This window comes from Streptomyces sp. NPDC090445, assembly GCF_044769385.1.
In the GTDB taxonomy this organism is placed as follows: Bacteria; Actinomycetota; Actinomycetes; order Streptomycetales; family Streptomycetaceae; genus Streptomyces.
Genome location: NZ_JBIVXV010000010.1, coordinates 210078 through 231039, shown reverse-complemented (window position 1 = coordinate 231039; position 20962 = coordinate 210078). Strand labels below are relative to the sequence as shown.

General features: G+C 72.0%; 13 protein-coding genes, 1 tRNA gene and 1 rRNA gene. 11 read left to right on the top strand and 4 right to left on the bottom strand.

Annotated features, from left to right (window positions below; translation table 11 throughout):
* The 3 genes from rrf to ACIQUT_RS21515 form a co-directional block, all read left to right on the top strand.
* Positions 1–93: ribosomal RNA gene (gene rrf / locus ACIQUT_RS21525) — 5S ribosomal RNA — on the top strand; the annotation flags it as partial.
* A 5-nt stretch (positions 94–98) separates the two neighbouring features.
* Positions 99–174: transfer RNA gene (locus tag ACIQUT_RS21520), tRNA-Thr, on the top strand.
* 141 nt (positions 175–315) lie between these two features.
* Positions 316–927, top strand: coding sequence for an HdeD family acid-resistance protein (locus ACIQUT_RS21515; protein WP_403564704.1), 612 nt, complete (start codon positions 316–318; stop codon positions 925–927).
* Between the two features lie 16 nt (positions 928–943).
* Here ACIQUT_RS21515 and ACIQUT_RS21510 read toward each other — a convergent pair whose 3' ends face one another.
* Positions 944–3529: a SpoIIE family protein phosphatase gene (locus ACIQUT_RS21510; RefSeq protein WP_403564702.1), complete on the bottom strand. Its 2586-nt coding sequence runs from the start codon at positions 3527–3529 to the stop codon at positions 944–946.
* Between the two features lie 166 nt (positions 3530–3695).
* Between ACIQUT_RS21510 and ACIQUT_RS21505 the strand changes: the two genes are divergently transcribed.
* From ACIQUT_RS21505 to ACIQUT_RS21470, 8 genes are all read left to right on the top strand, one after another.
* A complete protein-coding gene (locus tag ACIQUT_RS21505) occupies positions 3696–9308 on the top strand; it encodes a HAMP domain-containing protein (protein ID WP_403564700.1) in 5613 nt (1870 codons plus the stop codon).
* Positions 9309–9582: 274 nt separating this feature from the next.
* Entirely contained in the window at positions 9583–10263 is a 681-nt protein-coding gene (locus tag ACIQUT_RS21500; protein ID WP_179175515.1) for a two-component system response regulator, read from the top strand.
* A gap of 224 nt (positions 10264–10487) precedes the next feature.
* Positions 10488–13340 (top strand): DNA translocase FtsK, encoded by a 2853-nt coding sequence (locus ACIQUT_RS21495; RefSeq protein WP_403564698.1) that lies wholly within the window; start codon positions 10488–10490, stop codon positions 13338–13340.
* Positions 13341–13562: 222 nt separating this feature from the next.
* Entirely contained in the window at positions 13563–14471 is a 909-nt protein-coding gene (locus tag ACIQUT_RS21490; RefSeq protein WP_403564716.1) for a RodZ domain-containing protein, read from the top strand.
* Positions 14472–14585: 114 nt separating this feature from the next.
* On the top strand, positions 14586–16079 hold the full coding sequence (gene rimO / locus ACIQUT_RS21485) for a 30S ribosomal protein S12 methylthiotransferase RimO (RefSeq protein ID WP_403564696.1): 1494 nt from the start codon (positions 14586–14588) through the stop codon (positions 16077–16079).
* Positions 16076–16732: a CDP-diacylglycerol--glycerol-3-phosphate 3-phosphatidyltransferase gene (gene pgsA, locus ACIQUT_RS21480; RefSeq protein ID WP_403564694.1), complete on the top strand. Its 657-nt coding sequence runs from the start codon at positions 16076–16078 to the stop codon at positions 16730–16732. The genes rimO and pgsA overlap by 4 nt, the downstream gene beginning before the upstream one ends.
* Before the next feature lie 38 nt (positions 16733–16770).
* Positions 16771–17319, top strand: a complete 549-nt coding sequence (locus ACIQUT_RS21475) for a CinA family protein (protein ID WP_403564714.1) — start codon at positions 16771–16773, stop codon at positions 17317–17319.
* A gap of 109 nt (positions 17320–17428) precedes the next feature.
* On the top strand, positions 17429–17809 hold the full coding sequence (locus ACIQUT_RS21470; protein ID WP_179175511.1) for a helix-turn-helix domain-containing protein: 381 nt from the start codon (positions 17429–17431) through the stop codon (positions 17807–17809).
* Positions 17810–18150: 341 nt separating this feature from the next.
* Here ACIQUT_RS21470 and ACIQUT_RS21465 read toward each other — a convergent pair whose 3' ends face one another.
* The 3 genes from ACIQUT_RS21465 to ACIQUT_RS21455 form a co-directional block, all read right to left on the bottom strand.
* Positions 18151–18933: an SDR family NAD(P)-dependent oxidoreductase gene (locus ACIQUT_RS21465; protein WP_403564692.1), complete on the bottom strand. Its 783-nt coding sequence runs from the start codon at positions 18931–18933 to the stop codon at positions 18151–18153.
* 36 nt (positions 18934–18969) lie between these two features.
* A complete protein-coding gene (locus ACIQUT_RS21460; protein WP_403564690.1) occupies positions 18970–19782 on the bottom strand; it encodes an Fpg/Nei family DNA glycosylase in 813 nt (270 codons plus the stop codon).
* Positions 19783–20212: 430 nt separating this feature from the next.
* Positions 20213–20896, bottom strand: a complete 684-nt coding sequence (locus ACIQUT_RS21455) for a hypothetical protein (protein ID WP_403564688.1) — start codon at positions 20894–20896, stop codon at positions 20213–20215.
* Positions 20897–20962 lie beyond the last annotated feature (66 nt).

The window sequence follows — 20962 nt, the reverse complement described above, 5'->3', positions numbered from 1 at the left end:
ACGCCCGGTTACATTCCGAACCCGGAAGCTAAGCCTTTCAGCGCCGATGGTACTGCAGGGGGGACCCTGTGGGAGAGTAGGACGCCGCCGAACAACCCGCCCTTTTAGCTCAGTCGGTAGAGCGTCTCCATGGTAAGGAGAAGGTCAACGGTTCGATTCCGTTAAAGGGCTCCATCAAAAAGGCCCCCGCCATCAGGCGGGGGCCTTTTTTGTTTGCCGTTCGGGCGCCCAGAGTCGGCTGAAGGGGCGGGGTGCGTCCCGGCCGCCTATGGTGGTGGGAAGGTGGAAGACCGTCCTGCCGGCCTGGGAGGCGACATGACCGTACCCTCCGACGCGGCACCGCAGCAGACACAGCGCGACCCCGAAGACGTTCTCCGACAACTCGGCGGCTCGTGGCACTGGGCGCTCGGCTTGGCGCTCGCGACACTGATTCCGGGCATCCTGATCCTCGTCTGGCCCGATGAGACGCTGCACATCCTGGCCGTCATCATCGGTCTGCAGCTCCTCGTGGCAGGCGGCTTCCGTTTCGTCAGCGCCTTCTCGCACAGCAGCGACGGGGGCAGCAGACTGGCGAGCGTACTGGTGGCCCTCCTGTCGTTCCTGGCGGGCGTCCTGGTCCTGCGGCACCCGATGCAGACGATCGGTGCGCTGTCCCTGATCGTCGGAGTGTTCTGGCTGCTGACCGGAGTGCTGACGGCATACACCGCCATCGCCGACCGCTCGCTCCTGCACCGGGGCCTGCTCTTCGGCCTGGGCGCCCTCGGCGCCGTCGCCGGAATCGTCGTGCTGTGCTTCCCGGTGGAATCCGCGGTCGCCCTGACGAGGCTGCTGGGGCTGTGGCTCGTCCTGCTCGGCGTGTTCGAACTCGTGATGGCCTTCGCACTGCGGTCCTCCACCCGTCGAGCCCTGTCCACGGGCCCGCGGTGAGGAGACCACGCTCCGGCTAGTCTCCCGTGCGCTGCTCCGGGACGCGGAAGGCCAGGATGGCCATGTCGTCCGACGCCGGCTCGGCCGCGAAACGCTCCACGGCGCGCAGGACCCGGGCCGCGACCGCGCCGGCGGTCAGACCCGTGCAGCCCGTCAGGACCTCCGTCAGGCCGTCGTCGCCGAGCATGCGGCTGCCCTCGCGGCGCTCGGTCACCCCGTCGGTGACGCACAGCAGGACATCGCCCGGATCGAGGGTGAGCGTCTGCTCGTACAGGTCCAGGTCGTCCAGGACGCCCAGCAGCGGCTGAGGGTCCGCGGCGGGCACGACCCGGCCGTCCGGGCGCAGGCGCAGCGGAAGCGGGTGGCCGGCGCAGACGACCTTCATCAGGGCGCCGCCGTCCTGCCGGGGGTGGAGCTCGCCGTACAGGAGGGTGAGGAAGCGGCTGCGGGCGCCCTCGTCGAGGATGGCCGCGTTGAGGCGCTCCAGCACCGCGGGGCCGCCGAGGCCCTCGCGGGCCAGGAGCCGCAAGGCGTGCCGGGCCAGGCCGGTGACGGCGGCGGCCTCGGGGCCGGTGCCGCACACATCGCCGATCGCGAAGCCGTACGCGCCGTCGCGGATCGGGAAGACGTCGTAGAAGTCGCCGCCCACCTCGTTGCCCTCGCCCGCGGCCCGGTAGATCACCTCGACCTCCATGCCGGGGATCGCGGGGGAACCGGGCGGGAGCAGGCTGCGCTGCAGGGAACGGCTGATCGCGGTGCGCTCGGAGTACAGGCGCGCGTTGTCCAGGGCGAGGGCGGCGCGGCGGGAGAGGTCCTCGGCCAGTTCGAGGATCTCCTGGCGGAAGTGCTCCTCGGAAGGCCTGCCGAGGGTCAGCATGCCGATCACCCGGTTGCGGGCCAGCAGGGGCAGGACCACGGTCTCGCCGCCGACGGCGGAGGACGCCTCCTGCCAGGTGCGGGCGCCGGCCTCGCGGACCGGCTCGGGCGGGCTCACCCGGGAAAGGAGGGCCTTGAGGCCGTCGATGCGGTCCTCGTCCTCATGCAGCACGTACGAGAGGTACGGGTCGGAGGACTGGTCGGCGATCGTGTACACGGCGCACCAGGTGGCCAGCGTCGGCACGGTCATCTGGGCCATGAGCGCCAGGGTCTGGTCCCGGTCGAGGGTGCCGGCGAGCAGGTCGGAGGCCTCCACGAGGAAGGAGAGGGAGCCGCGGCGCAGCCGCTCCAGCTCGCCGAGGCGGGCCGACTCGACGGCCAGGGCGATCCGGTCCGCGGCGAACTGCAGGCGCAGCGCCTCCGCGTTCGAGTAGCGGCCCGGGATCTCGGCGGCCACACCGAGGGAGCCGGTGAGGCGGCCCTCGACCTTGAGGGGGACCGTGACCACCGAGCGCATGCCGGTGGCGTCCAGCAGGGGGACGGCGCCGGGGACGGCGGTCAGGTCGTCGTGGACGGCGGGCATGCGGGCCGAGCCGTAGCGGTTGGTGCCGGCCTCGACGGGGACGCGGGCGAACCGCTGGCGGGTGGAGGCCAGTCCGGTGGTGGCGCGGACCTCCAGCTCCGTCTCGTCGTCGGTGGCGAGCAGCAGGAAGGCGGCATCGGCGTCGAGCATGTCGCGGGCGCGTTCGACGGTCCGCTGGAGGAGGCTGTCGAGGTCGTCGGGGGCGGGGGAGCCGATGAACACCTCGAAGGGGTCCACGGGGCGGGCCTCGGTCAGCGGGAAGCCGTCGGCGGCCGGTGTCCGGACGGGGGTCTGCAGGAGGGCGCGCTCGTCGTCGTGGACCAGGAGGCAGACGATGGACGGCTCGCCGTGCGCATCGCGGACCCGCAGGTGGGAGGCGTACACGGGGATGACGCGGCCGTCGGAGCCGCGGATGCCGTAGCTGCCCTCCCAGCGGGACAGGCGCAGGGCCTCGGCGATCCCGGTGCCGGTGCCGGGGGTTTGCGGCCAGGCGGCGAGCTCGGCGAGCGGGCGCCCGAGGGCCTTGCCGGCGGGGTGGCCGAAGATGTGCTCGGCGTCCTCGTTCCAGGCGGAGACGCAGTCCGCGGCGTCGATCTGGACGACGGCGACCCGGACGCGGCTGTCGGCGAGGGGCAGCAGGCGGTCGGGGACGACGGGCCCGGCGGAGCGGGTGCCGACCGGGCGGTCCGGCAGGTCGAGGCGGAACCACACGTGCTTGTGCGTGGCCGTGTACTCGACGCCCCAGCGGGTGGCGAGGGCGGCGCAGAGCATGAGGCCGCGGCCGTTCTCGCGGTCGGGGTCGGCGTACGGGCGCTCGCCCGGGTATCCCAGCGGGAGTTCGCGCTCGGGGTAGCGGTCGGCGACCTCGACGCGTGCGCCGTCCTCGGTGCGCAGGCAGAGGACCTCGGCCCGGGTGCCGGCGTGGACCACGGCGTTCGTGACGAGTTCGCTGGTGAGCACCACGGCGTCGTCGACGATGTCGGCGAAGCCCCAGCCCTGCAGGGTGTCGCGGACGAACGCCCGGGCGGCGGCGACCGAGCGCCCTTGGGGGTCGAAGCTGGCAGCCGCCCGAGCCGTGATCACAAGTCTCCTTCGACGCGGTGGTACATCGGATGCCAGGTTACTTACCTTCGCGCCCGTCATGGTGCCGTCGTCGGGGATTCCACCCGCGGAGTGCGGGCGGTGTGCGATGGTGCCGAAGTGTTATGGCCTGGTTCAGCCGGGGTGAAACACTGGGCAGGATCGGGTAGCCGGGCGGGTGACGCGCCGGTGCCGGTGGAACAGGGTCGACCCTTTCGGGAGGGACACGGTGGAGTCTGGCGCAGCGGTGCGGCGTACGGGTACGCGGGCCTGGGGGTCCCCCCGGACGGAGTCTGGGGGAGGGCGTCCGCGCCGGGGCGGAACGACGGAGGTCGATACCGCCGCGCTGAACCGGCTGCTCACGGCCCTGGTGTCGATGCGGGACGGGAACTTCCGCAAGCGGTTGACGGTGTCGGGCGACGGGGTGATGGCGGAGATCGCCGCCGTCTACAACGAGGTCGCCGACCGCAACCTGCACCTGACGGGGGAGCTGTCCCGGGTCCGGCGGACGGTGGGCCGCGAGGGGAAGCTGAGCGAACGGCTGGAAACGGGTGCCTGTGAAGGCTCCTGGGCGGCCGCGATCGACGCCTCGAACCAGCTGGTGGACGATCTCGCCCGGCCGGTGTCCGAGGTGGGCCGGGTGCTGTCCGCGGTCGCCGAGGGCGACCTGGACCAGCGCATGGACCTGCGGACGCTGTCGGCCGACGGGACGGGGCATCCGCTGCGCGGGGAGTTCCTGAAGGTCGGGCGCACCGTCAACAACCTGGTCGACCAGCTGTCCGCGTTCACGGACGAAGTGACGCGCGTGGCGCTGGAGGTGGGCACCGAGGGGAAGCTCGGCGGTCAGGCCCAGGTGCGCGGAATGTCGGGTTCGTGGAAGGATCTGACCGACTCCGTCAACACCATGGCGTACCGGCTCACCGCTCAGGTGCGTGACATCGCGCTGGTGACCACGGCGGTGGCGAAGGGCGATCTGTCGCGCAAGGTCACGGTGCACGTGGCCGGCGAGATGCTCCAGCTGAAGAACACCGTCAACACGATGGTGGACCAGCTGTCGTCGTTCTCCTCGGAGGTGACGAGGGTCGCCCGCGAGGTGGGTACCGAGGGCGAGCTCGGCGGCCAGGCGAAGGTGCCCGGGGTCGCGGGCGTGTGGAAGGACCTGACCGACTCCGTCAACACGATGGCGGGCAACCTGACGGCCCAGGTGCGGGGAATCGCGCAGGTCACGACGGCCGTCGCGAACGGCGACCTGTCGCAGAAGGTGCGGGTCAGCGCGCGCGGCGAGGTGGCGCAGCTGGCCGAAACGATCAATCAGATGACCGAGACCCTGCGGACGTTCGCGGACGAGGTCACGCGGGTGGCCAGCGAGGTCGGCGCCAAGGGCCTGCTGGGCGGTCAGGCGCAGGTGCCGGGGGCGGCGGGGACGTGGAAGGACCTCACCGACTCGGTGAACACGGTCTTCCGCAACCTGACCACGCAGGTGCGCGACATCGCGCAGGTGACGACGGCGGTGGCCAACGGCGACCTGTCGCAGAAGGTCACGGTCGACGTGGCCGGCGAGATGCTGGAGCTGAAGAACACCGTCAACACGATGGTGGACCAGCTGCAGTCCTTCGGCTCGGAAGTGACCCGGGTGGCCCGCGAGGTGGGCGTCGAGGGCGAGTTGGGCGGTCAGGCGCAGGTGCCGGGGGCGGCGGGGACGTGGAAGGACCTCACCGACTCCGTGAACACCGCGTTCCGCAACCTGACGGGCCAGGTCCGCAACATCGCGCAGGTGACGACGGCGGTGGCCAACGGCGACCTGTCGCAGAAGGTCACCGTGGACGTCTCCGGCGAGATGCTCCAGCTGAAGAACACCGTCAACACGATGGTGGACCAGCTGTCCTCGTTCGCCGACCAGGTCACGCGGATGGCGCGGGACGTGGGCACGGAGGGCCGGCTCGGCGGCCAGGCACGCGTGGAGGGGGTGTCCGGCACCTGGAAGGAGCTCACCGACTCGGTCAACTTCATGGCCGGGAACCTGACCTCGCAGGTGCGCCAGATCGCGCAGGTGACGACGGCGGTGGCGCGCGGCGACCTGTCGCAGAAGATCGACGTGGACGCCCGGGGCGAGATCCTGGAGCTGAAGAACACCATCAACACGATGGTCGACCAGCTGTCGGCCTTCGCGGAGCAGGTGACCCGGGTGGCCCGGGACGTGGGCACGGAGGGCCGGCTCGGCGGCCAGGCGCAGGTGCCGGGCGTGGCCGGCGTGTGGCGTGACCTCACGGACTCGGTGAACGGCATGGCCGGGAACCTGACCTCGCAGGTCCGCAACATCGCGCAGGTCGCGACGGCGGTGGCGCGCGGCGACCTGTCGCAGAAGATCGACGTGGACGCCCGGGGCGAGATCCTGGAGCTGAAGAACACCCTCAACACGATGGTCGACCAGCTGTCGAACTTCGCGGAGCAGGTGACGCGGGTGGCCCGCGAGGTGGGCACCGAGGGCATCCTGGGCGGGCAGGCGGAGGTGAAGGGTGTCTCCGGCACCTGGAAGGACCTCACGCAGTCCGTCAACTTCATGGCGAACAACCTCACCTCGCAGGTGCGCAACATCGCCGAGGTGACCACCGCGGTCGCGATGGGCGATCTCTCCAAGAAGATCACCGTGGACGCCAAGGGCGAGATCCTGGAGCTGGTCACGACCGTCAACACGATGGTCGACCAGCTGTCGTCGTTCGCGGAGCAGGTGACGCGGGTGGCGCGCGAGGTGGGCTCCGAGGGCATCCTCGGCGGTCAGGCCCGGGTGCGCGGCGTGACGGGCATCTGGAAGGACCTCACCGACAACGTCAACCTGATGGCGAACAACCTGACGTCGCAGGTGCGCAACATCTCCCAGGTCTCTGCGGCGGTCGCCAACGGCGACCTGACCAAGAAGGTGACGGTGGAGGCGCGCGGCGAGGTCGCGCAGCTCGCCGACACGGTCAACACGATGGTGAAGACGCTGTCCTCGTTCGCCGACGAGGTGACCCGGGTGGCCCGCGAGGTGGGCACGGAGGGCCGGCTGGGGGGCCAGGCCCATGTGCCGGGCGTGTCCGGGACGTGGAAGGACCTCACCGACTCGGTGAACTTCATGGCGTCCAACCTGACCGGCCAGGTGCGGCAGATCGCCATGGTGACGACGGCCATCGCCAAGGGCGACATGACCAAGAAGATCGACATCGATGCGCGCGGCGAGATCCTGGAGCTGAAGACCACGATCAACACGATGGTCGACCAGCTGTCGTCGTTCGCCGACCAGGTCACGCGGGTGGCCCGCGAGGTGGGCACCGAGGGCATCCTGGGCGGCCAGGCCCGGGTGCGGGACGTCGATGGCACGTGGCGCGACCTCACCGAGTCGGTGAACGAGATGGCCGGGAACCTGACCCGGCAGGTGCGCGCGATCGCCGCGGTGGCCACGGCGGTGACCCGCGGCGATCTCAACCTGAAGATCGACGTGGACGCGGCGGGCGAGATCCAGGTCCTCCAGGACAACATCAACACGATGATCGCGAACCTGCGCGACACCACCCTGGCCAACAAGGAGCAGGACTGGCTCAAGAGCAACCTGGCCCGGATCTCGGCGCTGATGCAGGGCCGCCGGGACCTGGACGACGTGGCCTCGCTGATCATGAGCGAGCTGACCCCGGTCGTCTCGGCGCAGCACGGGGCGTTCTTCCTGGCGGTGCCGTCCGGCGGGATCACCGAGATCGGGACGGACGGGGGTCCCGACGGTTCGTACGAGCTGCGGATGCGCGGGAGTTACGGGTACGCGGGCGGCCGGATGCCGACCATGTTCCGGCCCGGCGAGGGGCTCATCGGGACCGTCGCGGAGGAGAAGCGGACGATCCTGGTCGAGGACACCCCGCCCGGCTACCTGAAGATCTCCTCGGGGCTCGGGGAGGCGCCGCCGGCGCAGGTGATCGTGCTGCCGGTGCTGTTCGAGGGGAAGGTGCTCGGCGTCATCGAGCTGGCGTCCTTCCAGCCGTTCACGCAGATCCGGAAGGACTTCCTCAGCCAGATCGCCGAGATGATCGGTACGAGCGTCAACACCATCAGCGTCAACTCCAAGACGGAGATGCTGCTCAAGCAGTCGCAGGAGATGACCGAGCAGCTGCGGGAGCGCTCCGACGAGCTGGAGAACCGGCAGAAGGCGCTCCAGGCGGCCAATGCGGAGCTGGAGGAGAAGGCGGAGCTGCTGGCCCAGCAGAACCGGGACATCGAGGTGAAGAACACCGAGATCGAGGAGGCCCGGCAGGTCCTGGAGGAGCGTGCCGAGCAACTGGCGGTCTCGATGCGCTACAAGAGCGAGTTCCTGGCGAACATGTCGCACGAGCTGCGCACCCCGCTGAACTCGCTGCTGATCCTGGCCAAGCTGCTCGCCGACAACGCGGACGAGAACCTGTCGCCGAAGCAGGTGGAGTTCGCCGAGACCATCCACGGGGCCGGCTCGGACCTACTGCAGCTGATCAACGACATCCTGGACCTGTCGAAGGTCGAGGCCGGGAAGATGGACGTCTCCCCGACGCGGATCGCGCTGGTGCAGCTGGTCGACTACGTGGAGGCCACCTTCCGGCCGCTGACCGCGGAGAAGGGCCTGGACTTCTCGGTGCGGGTGTCCCCGGAGCTGCCGGCCACCCTGCACACCGACGAGCAGCGGCTGCTGCAGGTGCTGCGGAACCTGCTGTCGAACGCGGTGAAGTTCACCGACACGGGGGCGGTGGAGCTGGTGATCCGCCCGGCCGGGGCCGATGTGCCGGCGGCGATCCGGGAGCAGCTGCTGGAGGCGGGTTCGCTGCGGGAGGCGGACGCGGACCTGATCGCTTTCTCGGTGACGGACACCGGCATCGGGATCGCGGCGAGCAAGATGCTGGTGATCTTCGAGGCGTTCAAGCAGGCGGACGGGACCACGAGCCGGAAGTACGGCGGCACGGGGCTCGGGCTGTCCATCAGCCGGGAGATCGCCCGGCTGCTGGGCGGGGAGATCCACGCGGCCAGCGAGCCGGGCCGCGGGTCCACCTTCACCCTGTACCTGCCGCTGCACCCGAGCGAGCTGCCGCCGCAGGGCTACGCGTCGCCGCAGCCGGGCGGTGGCCGGGCGGACGGCTACCACCGGGCGGCCGACGGGGTGGTGCCGGCGCTGCCGATGCCGCCGGTGCCGGTGGCCGCCCTGGCGCCGGCCGCGGGGCACGCGCCGGTGGTGCAGGGCCTGCAGGGCGGCCAGGTGCAGCAGTCGCAGCCGCACGCGGGGCGGTCCGGGCAGCCGGGCGCCGGGTCGGCCGGCCCGGCGCAGGGCGGCGGCGCCGCGCTGTTCCGGCGGCGCCGCAAGGCGCCGGTCGACCCGGAGCCGCGCACGGCGGTGCCGGGGCAGCCGAACGCGGTGGGGCCGGTGGACGGCTGGGGCAGCCCGGAGGAGGAGCTTCCGGCGGTGCCGCGGACGTACGACTTCCACGGCGAGCGGGTGCTCATCGTCGACGACGACGTGCGCAACGTCTTCGCGCTGACCAGCGTGCTGGAGCAGCACGGGCTGGCGGTGCTGTACGCGGAGAACGGCCGGGAGGGCATCGAGGTGCTGGAGCAGCACGACGACGTGGCGGTCGTGCTGATGGACATCATGATGCCGGAGATGGACGGGTACGCGACGACGGCGGCGATCCGGCGGATGCCGCAGTTCGCGGGGCTGCCGATCATCGCGCTGACGGCGAAGGCGATGAAGGGGGACCGGGAGAAGGCGATCGACTCCGGTGCGTCCGATTACGTCACCAAGCCGGTCGACCCGGACTACCTTCTCTCGGTGATGGAGCAGTGGATGCGCGCCGAGTGACCGGCGGCCGACCGTTCCGGTACCAATTGCTGACCGACTGTGGCGAAACGGGTGTGGGAGGGTGCGGGACGGGGAACCTTCAGCTCTCCCGCACCGTTTCCGCTTCGTGCACAGTGACATCTTGGTGACAGGGTGTGGCGATCTCCGGACTGGGGCTACGATGACCGGCACAAGGACGGGCGGCGCAAGGATGCCGTCCTCTGGGGCGGGGCCCGGCGCACAGGCCGGTGCCAGGAGCCGGGGAGGCCCCATGCCGGGGCGAGGAGGACAGGGCATGGTGCAGAAGGCCAAGATCCTCCTGGTCGACGACCGGCCGGAGAATCTGCTGGCGTTGGAGGCCATCCTCTCCGCGCTCGATCAGACACTGGTCCGGGCGTCGTCGGGGGAGGAAGCGCTCAAGGCGCTGCTGACGGACGATTTCGCGGTCATCCTGCTGGATGTGCAGATGCCCGGGATGGACGGGTTCGAGACGGCCGCGCACATCAAGCGGCGGGAGCGGACCCGGGACATCCCGATCATCTTCCTCACCGCGATCAACCACGGTCCGCACCACACCTTCCGGGGCTATGCGGCGGGCGCGGTGGACTACATCTCCAAGCCCTTCGACCCGTGGGTGCTGCGGGCCAAGGTCTCGGTGTTCGTGGAGCTGTACACCAAGAACTGCAAGCTGCGGGAGCAGGCCGCACTGCTGCGCCTCCAGCTGGAGGGCGGCGGTGTGGGCGGCGACACCACCAAGGAGACGGCCGGGCTGCTGGCCGAGCTCTCCGCGCGGCTGGCGGCCGTCGAGGAGCAGGCCGAGGCCCTGTCGAAGCAACTCGGCGAGGAGGCCGCCGATCCGGCGGTCGTGGCGACCGCCGCCCATCTGGAGCGCAAGCTCACCGGGCTGCGGCGGGCGCTGGACGCGCTGGAGCCCGGGGCCGGCGGGGCTGCGCCGGTGCTGCCCGCGCAGAACTGAGCAGGGCCGGCCGCCCGCGCAGGACCGGGCAGGGTCGGCCGCCCGCGCAGAACCGGGCGGGACCGGGCTGATCCGGTCGGGCCGTCTGCGGGCCCCTGCCCGGGCCCGCCTGGCGGTGTGTCAGGTCTGGCGGTGCGTCAAGCAGCCGAAGGTACGGCCGACACGAACGGGTGAAGGGGTGGGCACGCGTGTCCACCGGCGCGCGCACCGGTAACCTCGGCCCCATGGCCTCACGTACGTCCGGCAAGGGTTCCCCGAGCAACGCGGGCACCGCGAAGGGCCGTACCGGCCGTACGGCGGCGCCGGCCAAGAAGGCGGCTCCCGCGCGGGGGCCCGCCGCCAAGAAGACGGCGGCGAAGCGGCCTCCCGCCCGGAAGGCGCCGGCCAAGCCCGCGCCCTCCCCGACCGGAGGCGTGGTGCGGCTGGTGCGCGCCCTGTGGCTGGGCTGCGCGCACGCGGTCGGCGCGGTGTTCCGCGGGATCGGCCAGGGGGCCAGGAACCTCGACCCCGCGCACCGCAAGGACGGCGTCGCGCTGCTGCTGCTCGCCCTCGCGCTGATCGTGGCGGCCGGCACCTGGTCCAACCTGAGCGGTCCCGTCGGGGACCTGGTCACCATGCTGGTCACCGGGGCCGTCGGCCGTCTCGACCTGCTCGTGCCGATCATCCTCGGCGTCATGGCGGTACGTTTCATCCGCCACCCCGACGAGCCCGACGCCAACGGCCGCATCGGCGTCGGCCTGTCCGCGCTCGCCGTCGGGGTGCTCGGCCTCGTGCACATCGCCTGCGGGGCTCCCGGCCGGGACGAGGGCACCACCGCCATGCAGAACGCGGGCGGGCTCGTCGGCTGGGCCGCGTCCAAGCCGCTGATCTTCACCATGGGCGCGCCGCTGGCCGTGCCGATGCTGGTGCTGCTCACGCTCTTCGGGCTGCTCGTGGTCACGGCGACCCCGGTCAACGCCATCCCGCGGCGGCTGCGGCGGCTCGGCATCCGGCTCGGGATCATCGAGCCGAACGCGTACGACGAGGGGTACGGCGAGGACGCCGAGGACGCGGAGTTCGGGCCGGAGGGCGCCGCCGGCCGGCCGGGCCGGCACGACCCCGAGCAGTGGCGGGCCCGCGGCGGCCGGGCCGCCGACCCCGTGGACACCGCCGAGGAGGAGGCGCTCACCCGCCGGCGCCGGCCGCGCAGGACCCCGGTCCGGCCCGCCGAGGAGCGGGAGATGGACGCCGTCGACGTGGCCGCGGCCGCCGCCGCCTCGTTCGAGGGCGTCGTGCTGGGCGGGATGCCGCCCTCCCCGCTGGTCGCCGACCTCACCCGGGGCATCTCCGGCGCGCACGAGGGTGCGGAGACCACCACCCCGGTGCCGCCGGCCCGCTCCGGGCGGTCCGCGGACGCCGGCCCGGACGGCAACCCGCCGGCCGGCCGCCGGACCCCCGCGGCGGCCGCCGCTGCCGGGGCCGCTTCCGCCGCGGAGCCGGCCGGGTCCCCGCACGACACCACCGCCGCGGCCTCGGGGACCCTGTCGGTGCCGGACCTGACCAAGGCGGCGCCGGAGCACCGGCCGCTGCCGCCGCGCGCGGAGCAGCTCCAGCTGCGCGGGGACATCACGTACGGCCTGCCCTCGCTGGACCTGCTGGAGCGCGGCGGCCCGGGCAAGACGCGCAGCGCCGCCAACGACGCGGTCGTCGACTCGCTGCGCAACGTCTTCACCGAGTTCAAGGTCGACGCGGACGTCACCGGCTTCACCCGCGGCCCGACGGTCACCCGGTACGAGGTCACCCTCGGTGCGGCGGTCAAGGTCGAGCGGATCATCGCGCTGACCAAGAACATCGCGTACGCCGTGGCCAGCCCGGACGTCCGGATCATCAGCCCGATCCCGGGCAAGTCGGCGGTCGGCATCGAGATCCCGAACACCGACCGCGAGATGGTGAACCTGGGCGACGTCCTGCGGCTGGCGGACTCCGCCGGGGACGACCACCCGATGCTGGTGGCCCTCGGCAAGGACGTCGAAGGCGGCTACGTCATGGCCAACCTCGCGAAGATGCCGCACGTGCTGGTCGCCGGCGCCACCGGCTCCGGAAAGTCCTCCTGCATCAACTGCCTGATCACCTCGATCATGGTCCGGGCCACCCCGGAGGACGTCCGGATGGTGCTCGTGGACCCCAAGCGGGTGGAGCTGACGGCGTACGAGGGCATCCCGCACCTGATCACGCCGATCATCACCAACCCCAAGCGGGCCGCCGAGGCCCTGCAGTGGGTCGTCCGCGAGATGGACCTGCGCTACGACGACCTGGCGGCCTTCGGCTACCGGCACATCGACGACTTCAACCGGGCCATCCGGGACGGCAAGATCAAACTGCCGCCGGGCAGCGAGCGGGAGCTCAGCCCGTACCCGTACCTGCTGGTGATCGTCGACGAGCTCGCCGACCTGATGATGGTCGCCCCGCGCGACGTGGAGGACTCCATCGTCCGGATCACGCAGCTGGCCCGTGCGGCCGGCATCCACCTGGTGCTCGCCACGCAGCGGCCCTCGGTGGACGTGGTCACCGGGCTGATCAAGGCGAACGTGCCCTCGCGGCTCGCGTTCGCCACGTCCTCGCTCGCCGACAGCCGGGTCATCCTCGACCAGCCGGGCGCCGAGAAGCTCATCGGCAAGGGCGACGGCCTGTTCCTGCCGATGGGCGCCAACAAGCCGGTCCGCCTCCAGGGCGCCTTCGTCACCGAGGAGGAGGTCGCCAAGGTCGTCCAGCACTGCAAGGACCAGATGGCGCCCGTCTTCCGGGACGACGTCACCGTCGGGCAGGCGCAGAAGAAGGAGATCGACGAGGAGATCGGCGACGACCTGGACCTGCTGTGCCAGGCGGCGGAGCTGGTGGTCTCCACCCAGTTCGGGTCGACCTCGATGCTCCAGCGGAAGCTGCGGGTGGGCTTCGCCAAGGCCGGCCGGCTCATGGACCTCATGGAGTCGCGGGGAATCGTCGGCCCGAGCGAGGGTTCGAAGGCGCGCGACGTGCTGGTGAAGGCCGATGAGCTGGATGGAGCCCTCGCCCTCATCCGGGGGGAGGCCCAACCGTGATGATTCGGCGGGCAACCGTTTCCCTTGGGCCCACGTCTAGTTGAGGGAGATGGCGGAGCCGCACCCGAAGCCGCGTCACGGGGCCGGCCCGCCGCTGCACCGCCGGACTCCGAAAGACCATTCGGATGGCGTACGGACTCCACCCCTCCGGTTGCTCCTCCCTTTCACCGCCGCCCTAGACTGGACGTCCAGCAGGTGGCTACACGTTCGAAAGGCGCCCTCGTGTCCATCGGCAACTCCAACTCCCCCGAAGATGAGCGGGCTTCGACCGGCGACGGGTCCGAGGACCGCATCATCGACCGTACTCCCGAGGAGCCGTCCATCGGGACGGCGCTGAAGAAAGCCCGGATCGCCGCCGGGCTCACCGTCGACGAGGTCAGTTCCACCACCCGCGTGCGCATCCCGATCGTGCACGCGATCGAAGCTGACGATTTCACGCGCTGCGGCGGCGACGTCTACGCCCGCGGCCACATCCGCACGCTCGCGCGCGCCGTCCGCATCGACCCGGAACCCCTGGTCGAGGCGTACGACGCGGCCCACGGCGGCCGCCCGGCCCCCACGCCGGCCGCGCCGATGTTCGAGGCCGAGCGCATCCGACCCGAGCGGCAGCGGCCCAACTGGACCGCCGCCATGGTCGCCGCCATCGTCGCCGTGATCGGCTTCGTCGGGTTCACCGCCTTCGGCGGCGGCGACGCCAAGGACTCCCGCCCGCTGGCGGAGGGCTCCGCAGCCCCGAAGCCGGCGCCCAAGCAGTCCGCCGGCACGCCGGCCGCAGAGCCCCGGCAGACCACCCCGGCCAGCCCGGCCGCGCCGAAGCCGGAGCCCTCGGACAGCGCCATCGCGGCCGCGCCCAAGGACCTCGTCACGGTCGCGATCACGGCCAACGACGGCGAGAGCTGGATCTCGGCCAAGGACCACAGCGGCCGGCTGCTCTTCGACGGGACACTGGCCCCGGGTGAGTCCAAGACCTTCACCGACAAGGAATCCATCGATCTCGTCCTCGGCGACGCCGGGGTCGTGACGCTGTTCGTGAACGGCAAGGAGATCAAGGAAGAATTCCGGTCAGGTCAGGTGGAACGTCTCACATACACCAAGGACGATCCCCGTTCGGGGGCGGCCCAGGCGGGCTGAGCAGCGCAGAATGCAAAATTCCGGATCCCCGGGGTGCCGTCTCGCACCCTGGGGATCTTGGTTTACCGGGACTTGGGGCGGGGGTCGGCGTTTGGACAAAGTAGTCTTGAGTCCATGCCCGAACGCCGTACCGTCGCCCTTGTCACTCTTGGCTGCGCCCGTAACGAGGTGGACTCGGAGGAGCTCGCAGGCCGCTTGGCGGCGGATGGCTGGGAGCTCGTCGAGGACGCCGCCGATGCGGACGTCGCCGTCGTCAACACCTGCGGCTTCGTCGAAGCCGCGAAGAAGGACTCCGTAGACGCCCTGCTGGAGGCCAACGATCTCAAGGATCACGGCCGCACCCAGGCTGTCGTGGCCGTCGGCTGCATGGCCGAGCGCTACGGCAAGGAGCTCGCCGAGGCTCTCCCCGAGGCCGACGGCGTGCTCGGCTTCGACGACTACGCCGACATCTCCGACCGCCTCCAGACCATCCTCAGCGGAGGCGTCCACGCCTCCCACACCCCGCGCGACCGCCGCAAGCTGCTCCCGATCAGCCCGGCCGAACGCCAGCAGGCCGACGTGGCCCTGCCCGGCCACGCCCAGGCGCCGGCCGCCGAGCCCGCCGAGGCCCCCGCCGACCTGCCCGACGGAGTGGCCCCGGCTTCCGGGCCGCGCGCGCCGCTGCGCCGCCGCCTGGACAGGAGCCCCGTCGCCTCGGTCAAGCTGGCCTCCGGCTGCGACCGCCGTTGCTCCTTCTGCGCCATCCCGTCGTTCCGCGGCTCCTTCATCTCCCGCCGCCCCTCCGACGTGCTGGGCGAGACGCGCTGGCTCGCGGAGCAGGGCGTCAAGGAGGTCATGCTGGTCTCCGAGAACAACACCTCGTACGGCAAGGACCTCGGCGACATCCGCCTGCTGGAGACGCTGCTGCCCGAGCTGGCGGACGTGGACGGCATCGAGCGCATCCGCGTCAGCTACCTCCAGCCCGCCGAGATGCGGCCCGGCCTGATCGACGTACTGACCTCGACCCCCAAGGTCGTGCCGTACTTCGACCTGTCCTTCCAGCACTCGGCCCCCGACGTGCTGCGCGCCATGCGCCGCTTCGGCGACACCGACCGCTTCCTGGAGCTGCTGGACACCATCCGCGGCAAGGCCCCGCAGGCCGGCGTCCGGTCCAACTTCATCGTCGGCTTCCCCGGCGAGACCGAGGCCGACTTCGCCGAGCTGGAGCGCTTCCTGAGCCACGCGCGGCTCGACGCCATCGGCGTCTTCGGCTACTCCGACGAGGAGGGCACCGAGGCCGTCACGTACGACCACAAGCTCGACGAGGACACGATCGCCGAGCGCCTCGCCCACATGCAGCGGCTCGCCGAGGAGCTCACCTCGCAGCGCGCCGAGGAGCGCCTCGGCGAGACCCTCGAAGTCCTCGTCGAGTCCGTCGAGGCGGTCGACGAGGACGGCGACGGCGCCTACGGCCGCGCCGCGCACCAAGCCCCCGAGACCGACGGCCAGGTCGTCTTCACCGACAGCACGGGCCTGGTTCCCGGCCGCATGGTGACGGCGAAGGTCGTCGGCACGCTGGGCGTCGACCTGGTGGCCGAGCCCCTGGGCCTTGAGGAGGCGGCGGGATGACAGGAGTCCCGGCATCTGCGGCGGGCGGGACCGGCCGCCGGCCCGTTCCCGGCACGAAGCTGGGCGCTGCGGCGGTCGATCAGGCCAGCCTGTGGAACATCGCCAACATCCTGACGATGATCCGGCTCGTCCTGGTGCCGGGATTCGTTCTCCTGCTCCTCGCCGACGGCGGGTACGACCCGGTGTGGCGGGCGCTGGCCTGGGCCGCGTTCGCCGTCGCCATGATCACGGACATCTTCGACGGGCACCTGGCCCGTACGTACAACCTGGTCACGGACTTCGGGAAGATCGCCGACCCCATCGCCGACAAGGCGATCATGGGGTCGGCGCTGGTCTGTCTTTCCTGGCTGGGGGACCTGCCCTGGCTGGTGACCGGGGTGATCCTCGGGCGCGAGCTCGGGATCACGCTGATGCGGTTCTGGGTGATCCGCTACGGGGTGATCCCGGCCAGCCGCGGCGGGAAGATGAAGACCCTGTTCCAGGGCACGGCGGTCGGCATGTACGTGCTGGCGCTGACCGGGCCGCTCGCCACCCTGCGCTTCTGGGTGATGGCGGCCGCCGTGCTGCTGACCGTGGTCACCGGTTTGGACTACGTACGCCAGGCCGTGGTGCTGCGGCGCAGGGGGCTGGCCGAGGAGCGGGCCGCGAGGTGACAGAAGCGGTGGGGGGATCCGCAGGGGACCGGAGCGCGGTGCGCGCCGGGGCGGAGGCCGTCGCCGGCGGCGGCGGGACCGGGGATGCCGCGGCCGAGGCACTGCGCCTGCTTGCGGAGAGTGACCAGACGGTTGCGGTCGCGGAATCGCTGACCGGGGGGATGGTGGCCGCGGAGCTGACGGCCGTACCTGGTGCATCCCGGTCGTTCCGCGGATCGGTCACGGCGTACGCGACCGAGCTGAAGCACCGGGTGCTGGGAGTGGACGCCGCGCTGCTGGCGGCCGAAGGCGCGGTGAACGGGCAGGTCGCGGCCCAGATGGCGGCGGGGGTACGGCGCGTGCTGGGGGCTTCGTGGGGGATTGCGACCACCGGGGTGGCCGGTCCCGACCCGCAGGACGGGCAGTCGGTGGGCACGGTTTTCGTCGCCGTGGCCGGACCGGCGGACGAGAAAACCGTGGCACTGAGGTTGAACGGCTCCCGGGAGGAAATCCGTAGGGAGAGTGCACGGACAGTGCTCGAACTTCTCGTGAGCGAACTCCGCGAGAATGTGCGGGGGCAGGATACGGAACAGAACGGGGGGATTTGATGTTTGCAGCCCTGAGTGAACACGACATCGCTCCCCGCACGGCCGCGGCGCGAGGCGGTACGGTGGGGCGTGAAGGATGCGGCTACACGGTCAGAGGAGGGAGCCACCGATGATTCTGCTCCGTCGCCTGCTGGGTGACGTGCTGCGTCGGCAGCGCCAGCGCCAGGGCCGTACTCTGCGCGAAGTCTCCTCGTCCGCCCGAGTTTCTCTCGGCTATCTTTCCGAGGTGGAGCGGGGGCAGAAGGAGGCGTCCTCCGAGCTGCTCTCCGCGATCTGCGACGCGTTGGACGTACGGATGTCCGAGCTGATGCGCGAGGTCAGCGACGAACTGTCGCTGGCGGAACTGGCGCAGTCGGCCGCGGCGAGCGAACCGGTGACGGTGCCGGTCCGCCCGATGCTCGGTACGGTCTCCGTGACCTCGGTCGCGGGTGGTCCGGAGCGGGTGACCATCAAGGCACCTGCGGAAGCGGTGAACGTCGTAGCCGCATGAGCGCGAGTGCGCGAGCCGTGAAGGCATGAGCGTGGCCGGAGCCCCGGCCGGTGCGAGGAGCACCGGCCGGGGCTCCGGGCCGTTCCGGGTGCGGGGGCGGCGGGCTTGCGGGAGGATGGTCCGAGCCCGTATCGCGGCCACATCCCGGGAGGCAGCCGTGCGGCGATTACTCGTGCCCCTCGTCCTGGCGGCGGGCCTGCTGTGGTGCTGGGCGCTGCTGCGGCTGGCGTTGGTGCCGGAGGAGTCCGGTCCGCTGGAGGGGGCTGCGGCCGTGGGCGGCTGGGGGCTGGGCCTGTTGCCGGTGCACTGCACGCCGGAGCCCTCCCGGGCGGCTACCAGGGCTACCAGGGCATCGACACCCCGCCGTTCGGACGCAGGATCTGGCCCGTCATGAACGAGGAGGCGTCCGAGGCCAGGTAGAGCACGGCCCGGGCGATGTCCTCGGGTTCGCCGACCCGGCCGAGCGGGGACATCCGGACCATCGCCGCCTCGGTCCGCTCCTGGACCTCGGGTCCGTGACGGGCGGTCATGGGGGTGCGGATCCAGCCCGGGGCAACGGCGTTGACGCGGATGCCGTGCGGGCCGGCCTCGGTGGCGAGGGTCCTGGTGAGCTGGACGACCGCGGCCTTGGCGGCGCTGTAGCAGAGCAGCCCGGGCCGGGCGGCGTCGACGGCGCCGGAGGCCATGGTGACGATGGAACCGGGGCGGCCTGCGGCGATCATGGCGCGGGCGGCCTCCTGGCAGGTGCGCCAGACACCCTTGAAGTTGACGTCCAGGACGTGGTCCAGGTCCTCGTCGGACGTGTCCAGGACGCTGCCGGTGTGCATGATCCCGGCGATCGCGGCGACGGTGTCGAGCCGGCCCGCGGCGGCCACGGCCGCCCTCAGCGCGGCGCGGTCGGTGACGTCGAGGGTGTGGGTGACGGCCCGTCCGCCGGCCTCGGCGATCAGCTCGGCCGTCCCGGCGAGGCCCGCGGGATCGCGGTCGGCGCAGTGCACGGCCGCGCCCGCCGCGGCCAGGAGCAGGGCGGTGGCCCGGCCGATGCCGCCCGCGGCGCCGGTGACGAGGGCGGTGCGTCCGGTGAGGTCGTACGCGGCCAGGGGCGCTTCGGTGGGTGAGGGCATGCGGGGACCGTACGACCGGATCTGACGGGGCGTCAACTATGGGGTGGGGCCGGATTGGCAGCGCGGGCACCAGTAGGTCGGACGCCCGTCCTGCGGGGCCTCGCGGACGGGGGTGCCGCAGCGCAGGCACGGGCGGTGGGCGCGGCCGTAGACGAACAGCTCCTGCCCGGGGCGGCGGATGCCGGTGGTGTTGCGGCCCCCCGTGTTGCGGCCCCCGTGCGCGCCGGTGTTGGCGGCGAGCAGGCGGCGGGCGGCCTCGGCGAGGCGGACGGCGGTGGCCGCGGGGTCGGGGAGGTCGCCGACCGGGGTCCAGGGGGTGACCCGGGCCAGGAAGCAGAGCTCGGCCTTGTACACGTTGCCGATGCCGGCCAGGTTGCGCTGGTCGAGCAGGGCCTCGCCGAGGGGCCGCTCGGGGGCGGCGAGCAGATTGGCGGCGGCCCGGGGCGGGTCCCAGTCGGGGCCGAGGAGGTCGGGGCCCAGATGGCCGACGACCCGGTCCTCGTCGGAGGTGCGGAGCAGTTCGACGACCGGGAGGCGGTAGCCGACGGCGGTGTGGCCGGCGGTGCCGAGCACGGCGCGGATCTCGTGGGCGGGGCCGCCGTGCCAGGGCCGGCCGGCGGTGAAGACGTGCCAGGCGCCGTCCATGCGCAGGTGGGCGTGGAGGGTGAGGCCGCCCTCGAACCGGGCCAGGAGGTGCTTGCCGCGCGGCACGACCTCCAGGGTGGTGCGCCCGGTGAGATCGGTGGTGGCCAGGCGGGGGACGCGCAGGTCCCAGCGGGTGAGCGCATGGCCGGCCAGGGCGGTGTGCAGCCGGTCGGCCGCCCGCCAGACGCTGTCTCCTTCGGGCATGGCCCCATTGTGGCCCCGCAGGGCGGGCGGGCCGGGGGAGGGGGACGAGCGGGGAGCGGGGAGCGGGGCGGGCTGGGCGGCGGGGCGGGGAACAGGGCGGGCCGGGGAAACAGGGCGGGCCGGGGAACGGGGCGAGCCCCTGCGACGGGTGTCGTCGCAGGGGCTCGGGTATGGCTCTTGGCGCTGGCCGTCGTCACCATGGCGCTCCGCCGCCGCGGTCAACACGATGGTGAGGACGCCGTCCTCGTTCGCGGACGACCGCGTCCGCAGCGGATCCGCCTTCGGCAGATGCCCGCGGACCGCCGCCGGCACGTCGGCCCCGGCCGGGCGGGACGGGGCCGGTGGCCTGCCCGCCGCCTCAGGGCCGCGGGGGCCGCGGGGGCCGGTGGTGCCGGTGGTGCCGGTGGGCCGCCCGCCGCCTCGTGGGCGCTTACTTCCAGACGAGGCCCTTGCCCTTGCTCAGGGAGTTGTACGGGTCGCCCCAGTACTCGGCTCCGGAGACCTTGGTCTCGGCCGACGGGGCCAGCGCGACCGCACAGCCGGTCTGGGTCTGGCCGTTGGTGAAGCCCTTCGGCAGGGACTCGGCCGGGCACTTGTCGAACTTGCCGATGACGGAGAGCTTGCCGGCCTCGGAGCCGTCGCCGAGCAGGCCCTTCATGTGGCCGACGGAGGCGAAGGAGAGGTCGGTGTTGCCGACGTTCTTCACGGTGTAGCGGATGTAGTAGGGAACCTTGCCCTTGACCTGGTCGCCGAGCTTGAAGGCGTCCAGGTCGGCCGGGTTACCCTGCTCGATCGCGGTGACGGTGAGGGCGATGGTGCCCTTCGTGCTGCTGGTGTAGTTGAACGGGACGGTCGCCGTCTCGCCCAGCTTGAAGGTCTGGCCCGACTTGGCCATGCCCGCTGCGTCGGCGCCGCCGCCGGCCGGCGCGCTGGAGCCGTAGCCCGACGGCGAGCTCGGGGCCGCGCTGCCGGGCTGCTCCGCCGGGGAGGCGGGCGCGGACGAGGCCGGGGCGGACGGCGCCGCGGGGATCTCCTCGTTGCCGTTCTTGCAACCCGTCAGGCTCAGGGTGCCGGCGACCGCCAGACCGATGACGCCCGTGGTGGTCCGTCGCATGGTGCTCATTCTTTGTCCCCCATGTAGGTGCTTCTTCGACGTGGCACCGTCACGAACGATGCCTGC

Coding starts and splice junctions, on each gene's coding strand:
- ACIQUT_RS21500 (WP_179175515.1), top strand. CDS start 9,583: ATGGTGCAGAAGGCCAAGATCCTCCTGGTCGACGACCGGCCGGAGAAT.
- ACIQUT_RS21495 (WP_403564698.1), top strand. CDS start 10,488: ATGGCCTCACGTACGTCCGGCAAGGGTTCCCCGAGCAACGCGGGCACC.
- pgsA (WP_403564694.1), top strand. CDS start 16,076: ATGACAGGAGTCCCGGCATCTGCGGCGGGCGGGACCGGCCGCCGGCCC.
- ACIQUT_RS21465 (WP_403564692.1), bottom strand. CDS start 18,933: ATGCCCTCACCCACCGAAGCGCCCCTGGCCGCGTACGACCTCACCGGA.
- ACIQUT_RS21470 (WP_179175511.1), top strand. CDS start 17,429: ATGATTCTGCTCCGTCGCCTGCTGGGTGACGTGCTGCGTCGGCAGCGC.
- ACIQUT_RS21455 (WP_403564688.1), bottom strand. CDS start 20,896: ATGCGACGGACCACCACGGGCGTCATCGGTCTGGCGGTCGCCGGCACC.
- ACIQUT_RS21515 (WP_403564704.1), top strand. CDS start 316: ATGACCGTACCCTCCGACGCGGCACCGCAGCAGACACAGCGCGACCCC.
- rimO (WP_403564696.1), top strand. CDS start 14,586: ATGCCCGAACGCCGTACCGTCGCCCTTGTCACTCTTGGCTGCGCCCGT.
- ACIQUT_RS21510 (WP_403564702.1), bottom strand. CDS start 3,529: ATGACGGGCGCGAAGGTAAGTAACCTGGCATCCGATGTACCACCGCGT.
- ACIQUT_RS21460 (WP_403564690.1), bottom strand. CDS start 19,782: ATGCCCGAAGGAGACAGCGTCTGGCGGGCGGCCGACCGGCTGCACACC.